This window comes from uncultured Planococcus sp. (genome assembly GCF_947501725.1).
GTDB classification, from domain to species: domain Bacteria; phylum Bacillota; class Bacilli; order Bacillales_A; family Planococcaceae; genus Planococcus; species Planococcus donghaensis_C.
The window spans coordinates 1-6,405 of the sequence record NZ_CANMXD010000026.1 but is presented as its reverse complement, the minus strand read 5'-3'; the positions used below and the strand labels follow the sequence as shown (position 1 = coordinate 6,405).

Here is a 6,405-nt window from a genome sequence, read left to right as displayed (position 1 = left end):
GTTCTTTGCCACACAGCACGAAAAGTAGAAGTGCCTATTCAGCTCTGACAGGTGTAAGATGAGCTGGCGAAGCGGTATGTTTTTAGCCGCATAGCCAGATCGGCTTACATCCCGAAGAGCTAGGCACTGAACTAGACACCAGAGTGGGTTATGACCCTAGAATCTGGGCGCTGAATCTGAACAATATATGAAGAACCTAAAAGTAGTATTTTCTTAAGTTAAAAAATAGGAGGCAATCTAATGACGATGCTGGAAATAGTGGGCTTTGAGAAACGCTTCACCATTCATCATTTAAACAAGACTATGCCAGCTATAAAAGACATCAATTTTTCTTTAGAAACAGGCGAATTTATTGGCATCGTCGGAAAAAGCGGCAGTGGCAAATCGACGATCCTGAAAAGCATCTATCGTACGTACCTGCCGGATCATGGGAAGATTCTTTATGATTCTGCGGCTTTCGGAGTAGTAGACATGGCGCATATCACGGAACGCCAAATGCTGCATTTGCGGAAATACGAAATCGGCTATGTGTCCCAGTTTTTAAATGTCATGCCGCGTACAACCTGCCGACAATTAGTCACCAATGCCTTATTGGAGATGGGCTCGACGGAGATTGTGGCTGCTGAAGAAGCAGAAAAAGCATTAGCTCATTTTGAAATCGATCCGAAGCTTTGGGACAGTTATCCCAATACTTTTTCAGGCGGGGAAAAATTGCGCTTAAACATTGCCATGGCGACCGTTAAGCAACCACGGCTGCTGCTTCTTGATGAACCGACAGCGAGTCTCGATCATCAGTCCAAACTGAAAGTTCGTGAGATTATTGAAAAACTTAAGGCAGAAGGCACAACGCTTGTCGGGATTTTTCATGACATTGAATTTATGGAAGGGCTTTGCGATAAAGTTTATGACATGCAGACAAGAACGTTGACTGTTACGGATAAAGTTGGTGTTGGCGCTGAAAGCTGATCTGCATGTCCATAGCCACTATTCAGACGGAGCGGACTCGGTGGAGAGTGTCATCAAAAAAGCTAAGAAAGCGGGCGTCACCGCCATCAGTTTTGTTGAGCATGACACCATATCAGGATGGCGGGAACAACAACGCATTGCGGAAACTCATAATATACAGGCGATTCCTGGAATTGAGATTTCAGCCTATGACTTTAAGCGTCAGCGAAAAGTACACATCCTTGGCTATCATTTTAATTCTGAAGCATTAGCGATCAATCGGCTGTGCAAAGGACTTCTGGAACTTCGCCACAGCCATTCGATGTGGCAGATGAGCCAAATTCAAGCAGCTGGATTTAACCTGGATTCCGAAGCGGTTATAGAATCGGCAAAACCTTCAGCCACTGTCTACAAGCAGCATATTATGCAGCAATTGACGGATGCCCCTTATACGTCCAAGGAGTATCAATTCCTGTACAAAAGCCTATTCAAAGGAAAGGGCGTCGCAGCAGGCGACATTGAGTACGTATCTGCTGCAGATGCTGTCCAGGCAATCGTTTCAGATGGAGGGCTGGCAGTTATGGCGCATCCCGGACAACTCGACTCCTATGAACTGATACCCGAATTGATTGAAGCAGGCCTAGGGGGAATTGAACGTAACCATTTCGACCATTCGGCAGAAGATCATCTGAAAGTGGAAGAACTCGCGCAGCAATATGGGCTGGTGATGACCGGGGGCAGCGACTATCATGGAGCTTTTGGAGCAAAGATAGAGCCCGGAGACATCGTCAGCCCAGGAGATGTAAACAGCGTTAAAAGACTGTGAAGTTCCTGTAAATTTCAGTATTTTGCCTTGGAATTATGTTGTAATTGTACTGACAAAGCAGGGTCTCTTGCTCATTCCAGTTAGACAAAAAGGAGAATCGACCATGAAAAAGAAAAGTTCAGCATTGGCAATGGTAATGGGAGCGGCTTTAATGTTAGGGGCCTGCTCGGACGGCAGCGCAGAAGCGGGTAAAACGGAAGTGGATGATGTGATTAAAGTGGTCTGGTATCCAAATGAATCAGGGTCGGACATGACATCTTCCCGTGATGAAATCGGAGCGGCTATTGAGCAGGCTACAGGCAAAGAAGTCGAGCACCAATTGACAACGGATTATGCCATTGCAATCGAGACTTTGGTCAACAACAATGCGGATATAGCATTTATGGGAGCACAGGGCTATATTGAAGCGAAAAATGGCAACGACGCGATTGAGCCGTTGGTTGTGCCGACAGGAGAATCAGGCACACTTGACGATGCCATCTACCATAGCTGGTTGGCGGTCAATGTCGACGATCAGGAGAAATTCAAAGCAGATGGCGAGTTCTCATTGGATACATTGGAACAGAAAAAAATGTCTTTCGTCTCCAATAGCTCCACATCCGGATTTGTTGTTCCTTCTTCCACCATCATCAGCCATTTTGCTGAACAATCCGGCTATGAGGATCTGGCGGCAGAGGATTTGATGGAAGGCGGTCCATTGTTCTCTCAAGTGCTGTTCGGAAATTCACATCAGGGGTCAGCCGTCAATTTACTGAATGACAGTGCTGAAGTCGCGGCATTCTGTGACACATGTGTTGAAAACTACGTGGAGGTAACCGAAGGTGATGCCAACGAAGTCGGTTCCGTCTATAAAGTCAAAGATGATGCAGCAGAACCGTTCAATACCGTAACAGGCAGTGAATTTGCATTGATGGGGGTCACTCCTGTCTTGAATGCACCGTTCGCAGCCAATATGGAAGTGCTTGGCCAGGAAGATTACGATGCCTTGCAAGAATTATTCACTTCAGATGAAATCGCGGATAATGAAAAAATCTTTGTTCCGGAAGATTCAGGTGAGTCGGGGCTCTTCTTCAAATCAGCGGATGAACGTTTTGCGCCGGTTGAAGATGCGTGGTTCGATCCAATCCGTGAGCTATCGAAATAATAACCGGAAGACAGCGGCGCGTTCCTATCATTGGGAATGCGCTGTCTGACAAATGAGACGAAAAAGGAGACGATGAGCATGTCTTTACTGCAAATCAAAGATCTTGGAAAGTCCTATAATTCGGATTCGAAAGTGCTGCAAGGGTTGAATTTTGAAGTGGAAGCCGGTGAATTTCTTTCTGTGATCGGCCCTTCGGGAGCGGGGAAATCGACACTTCTCCGGTGCATCAATCGAATGGTGGAAATTGATGAGGGGAAAGTAGTTTTCGATGGCCAGGACGTCGGCGCATTGAACAAAAAAGAACTGCGGAAAGTGCGTACAACTATCGGAATGATTTTTCAGCATTATAACCTGGTGCCGCGTTTATCGGTTATCGAGAACGTCCTGCATGGCCGCTTTGGCTACAAAACAACGATTCAGGGAATCTTGGGACGTTTTACCGAAGCGGAAAAAGAACATGCTTTTTTCCTGCTGAAAAAGTTGGGCATCGAAGAACACGCCTATAAACGCTGTGATCAATTGAGTGGTGGGCAACAGCAACGTGTCGGCATCGCCCGGTCATTGATCCAGGAACCGAAAATCGTTTTATGCGATGAACCGATTGCGTCGCTCGATCCAAATGCTTCAAAAGTGATCATGGACCATTTGAAATCGATCACCCAGGAGCTGGGTATTACCTGTATCGTCAACCTGCACCAAGTGGATATTGCAAAAGACTACTCTGACCGGATCATCGGTTTGAACAAAGGCGGAATCGTTTTCGATGGACCGAGTTACCGGCTCCACCGAAGCCATACAGATCTTATTTATGGAACACAATCAAAAGCAACCCCGGAAATCAGAGAATTGATCATGGTTTAAGGAGCAATTACAGTGAATGAGAAAACAATGAAAGCCAGCCGGAAATGGCAGACACTATTTTTTGTCGTGTTGATTTTCGGAATGACTCTTGCTTCTTCCGCAATCACCGAGTTTAATATTTTCCATGGCCTTGCCACATTGCCCAAAGCAGGTGCTTGGATCTTCTCGAATCTGTTGATCACTCAGGAATCGTTGGAACGCCTGCCGACGATTTTGGAGAAATTGCTTGAAACGATTCTCATGTCAATTGCCGCAACGACAACGGGCACGGCCGTTGCCTTTTTCTTAAGTTTGATGGGGTCGAAAACGACAGGCACAAGCAAAGCTTTGGGTGTGTTTGCGCGTTTTGTTGCATCAGTCTCGCGGAATATCCCGGTTGTAGCCTGGGCCTTGATTCTTTTGTTGTCATTCGGCCAAAATTCGATGACAGGTTACCTGGCTTTATTCGTGGGATCTGTCGGATTTCTAACAAGAGCTTTTCTCGAATCGATAGATGAAGCGAGTCAAAGTGCTGTTGAAGCACTGCGCGCAACCGGTGCAACATATTTTCAAATCGTTTTTAAAGCTGTTGTGCCGCAATGCTTGCCACAGATGATCAGCTGGATTCTTTTTATGATCGAAACCAATATCAGAAGCGCCACTTTAGTGGGAATCTTAACTGGTACGGGCATCGGCTATGCATTCGATTTGTACTATAAGACCTTGAATTACAATGCTGTAGCTCTCGTTACCTTCAGTATCATTATTGCGGTGATTATCATCGAGCTGATGTCAAACTATATCAGGAAGGTGATTATTTAATGGAGGCAAGCACATACATAAGGCGTGGAGCCAACGGCCGTATAGCAATTAAGAGGGGGAGCAAGTCGGAACGCGTCATGACATGGACGGTCACGGTACTCATCGCTTTGACAATCGCGGCGTTCTACTTCTTTGATTACACAGGGCTTGACTTGTCTAAGGCCATTCCGGAAACGTTCTACAACTTAAAAAAGATGTTTCTCGAACCAGCGCTTTCCCATTTCACTTGGGGGCAAGCATTCTATCAAATGGGCGTCACCTTAGGTCTGGCATTTTTATCGACAATACTTGGAGCTGCCATCGCGTTTTTCCTGGCATTGATGGCCGCATCGAATTTATCAAAAGCATGGATTTCAAAAACCGTGCGAATTGCTGTCGCATTCATCCGCGCAGTTCCTACTGTTCTTTGGGTATTGATTTTTGCCATTGCGGCTGGCTTGGGCAGTGAAGCGGCGGTGCTTGGTATGCTGTTCCATTCCATCGCTTATTTGGTCAAAGCATTTTCAGAAGCCTTTGAAGAAGTGGATCAGGGTATCATTGAAGCATTACGTGCGACAGGAGCCAACTGGTGGCATATCGTTGTGCATGCGGTTCTGCCGTCGACGTTCACCTACCTCTTGTCATGGACATTCCTGCGCTTCGAAATTAATTTTTCAGTTGCTGTAGCAATGGGTGCAGCAGCAGGAGCAGGAGGCATAGGTTTTGAACTATTCATGGCTTCCGGATTCTATTTCGATTTAAGTGAAGTGGGAATGATCACTTACATGATTTTGGTTTTTGCCATCGTCTTAGAAATCCTCTCAACTAAAATGAAAGAACGTTATTTTCCGGCTGCAAAGTTAGGCAATTAAATCTTATTTTCTGGTAAGTTGTAATACTCAGTTTATTGCGGTTTAATAGAGGGTGAGAGTATTTTCCAATACCAGGAGGCGGAGTAAATGAACTTAACAGGCAAAGTGGCAATCGTAACAGGCGGGGCATCCGGTATCGGATTGGCGACAGCAAAAGCGTTTCTCGACAAAGGAGCGAAAGTTGTCATCGCCGATTTCAATGAAGAAGGCGGCAAGCAAGCTGAACAACAGTTGAAGCAGGGAGATGCCGAAGTGTTGTTTGTCAACGTTGATGTAGCCAGTGAAGAATCAGTTGAAAAGTTGGTTGCCGCAACAGTCGAACGTTACGGAAGAGTTGACATCATGGTCAATAACGCAGGCGTCGGTGTACTTGGTGTTACACATGAATTGACGTACGAGGATTACCATAAAGTGATTTCCATCAATCAGGATGGCGTCTTTTTCGGTGCCAAACACGCGATCAAGAATATGCTGGAAAATGGCGATGGCGGTGTCATCATCAACACCTCTTCGATTCTTGGAACAGTAGGTGAAGGCGGTGCGTTTGCTTATAACGCAACAAAAGGCGCAGTCAACCTGATGACCAAATCATTGGCTTTGCAGTATGCTGAACATAAGATCCGCGTCAATGCAGTAGCGCCGGGCTATGTGGAGTCCGGCATGGTCAGTAAAGAAGCATTGGGTGATTTCTATGACGCATTGGTTGATAAGCATCCTGTCGGCAGACTTGGACAGCCGGAAGAAATTGCACATGCCATCGTCTTCCTGGTCGAAAATGAGTTTGTGACAGGCAGTACGTTAATGGTCGATGGCGGATATACTGCTCAGTAATGAGACAGCAAAAAAGAGCTGCACCTTGCAGCTCTGAGCTTGTAGACAAAAGAATATTGATGTCATTTGAAGCATGAATACACATTTCATCCTGTTTATACCGGATCCTGCGCTTCAGGCGGACGCTTTCCACGGGCTCGCGCCGA

General features: G+C 46.1%; 7 protein-coding genes. All 7 read left to right on the top strand.

Going from position 1 to position 6,405, the window contains the following annotated elements; genetic code table 11:
* Positions 1–240: 240 nt before the first annotated feature.
* The 7 genes from phnL to Q0785_RS20105 all read left to right on the top strand — a co-directional run bounded on the left by phnL (position 241) and on the right by Q0785_RS20105 (position 6,259).
* Positions 241–966, top strand: coding sequence for a phosphonate C-P lyase system protein PhnL (gene phnL, locus Q0785_RS20135; RefSeq protein ID WP_298834595.1), 726 nt, complete (start codon positions 241–243; stop codon positions 964–966).
* Positions 956–1,771 carry a PHP domain-containing protein gene (locus Q0785_RS20130; protein WP_298834598.1) on the top strand — a complete coding sequence of 272 codons (816 nt, stop codon included), beginning with the start codon at positions 956–958 and terminating at the stop codon, positions 1,769–1,771. Before phnL ends, Q0785_RS20130 begins: the two co-directional genes overlap by 11 nt.
* 103 nt (positions 1,772–1,874) lie before the next feature.
* Complete coding sequence (locus tag Q0785_RS20125) at positions 1,875–2,915, top strand: PhnD/SsuA/transferrin family substrate-binding protein (protein WP_298834592.1); 1,041 nt, start codon at positions 1,875–1,877, stop codon at positions 2,913–2,915.
* Between the two features lie 78 nt (positions 2,916–2,993).
* Positions 2,994–3,776 (top strand): phosphonate ABC transporter ATP-binding protein, encoded by a 783-nt coding sequence (phnC, locus tag Q0785_RS20120; protein WP_298834589.1) that lies wholly within the window; start codon positions 2,994–2,996, stop codon positions 3,774–3,776.
* 12 nt (positions 3,777–3,788) lie between these two features.
* Positions 3,789–4,577, top strand: coding sequence for a phosphonate ABC transporter, permease protein PhnE (gene phnE / locus Q0785_RS20115; protein WP_298834586.1), 789 nt, complete (start codon positions 3,789–3,791; stop codon positions 4,575–4,577).
* On the top strand, positions 4,577–5,428 hold the full coding sequence (gene phnE / locus Q0785_RS20110; protein WP_298834583.1) for a phosphonate ABC transporter, permease protein PhnE: 852 nt from the start codon (positions 4,577–4,579) through the stop codon (positions 5,426–5,428). The genes phnE (Q0785_RS20115) and phnE (Q0785_RS20110) overlap by 1 nt, the downstream gene beginning before the upstream one ends.
* A gap of 87 nt (positions 5,429–5,515) precedes the next feature.
* Positions 5,516–6,259 carry an SDR family oxidoreductase gene (locus Q0785_RS20105; RefSeq protein ID WP_298834580.1) on the top strand — a complete coding sequence of 248 codons (744 nt, stop codon included), beginning with the start codon at positions 5,516–5,518 and terminating at the stop codon, positions 6,257–6,259.
* Positions 6,260–6,405: the final 146 nt, after the last annotated feature.

What these genes read in the sequence shown, in the direction of transcription:
- Q0785_RS20125 (WP_298834592.1), top strand. Translation starts at nt 1,875, where the DNA reads ATGAAAAAGAAAAGTTCAGCATTGGCAATGGTAATGGGAGCGGCTTTA.
- phnC (WP_298834589.1), top strand. Translation starts at nt 2,994, where the DNA reads ATGTCTTTACTGCAAATCAAAGATCTTGGAAAGTCCTATAATTCGGAT.
- phnE (WP_298834583.1), top strand. Translation starts at nt 4,577, where the DNA reads ATGGAGGCAAGCACATACATAAGGCGTGGAGCCAACGGCCGTATAGCA.
- phnL (WP_298834595.1), top strand. Translation starts at nt 241, where the DNA reads ATGACGATGCTGGAAATAGTGGGCTTTGAGAAACGCTTCACCATTCAT.
- Q0785_RS20105 (WP_298834580.1), top strand. Translation starts at nt 5,516, where the DNA reads ATGAACTTAACAGGCAAAGTGGCAATCGTAACAGGCGGGGCATCCGGT.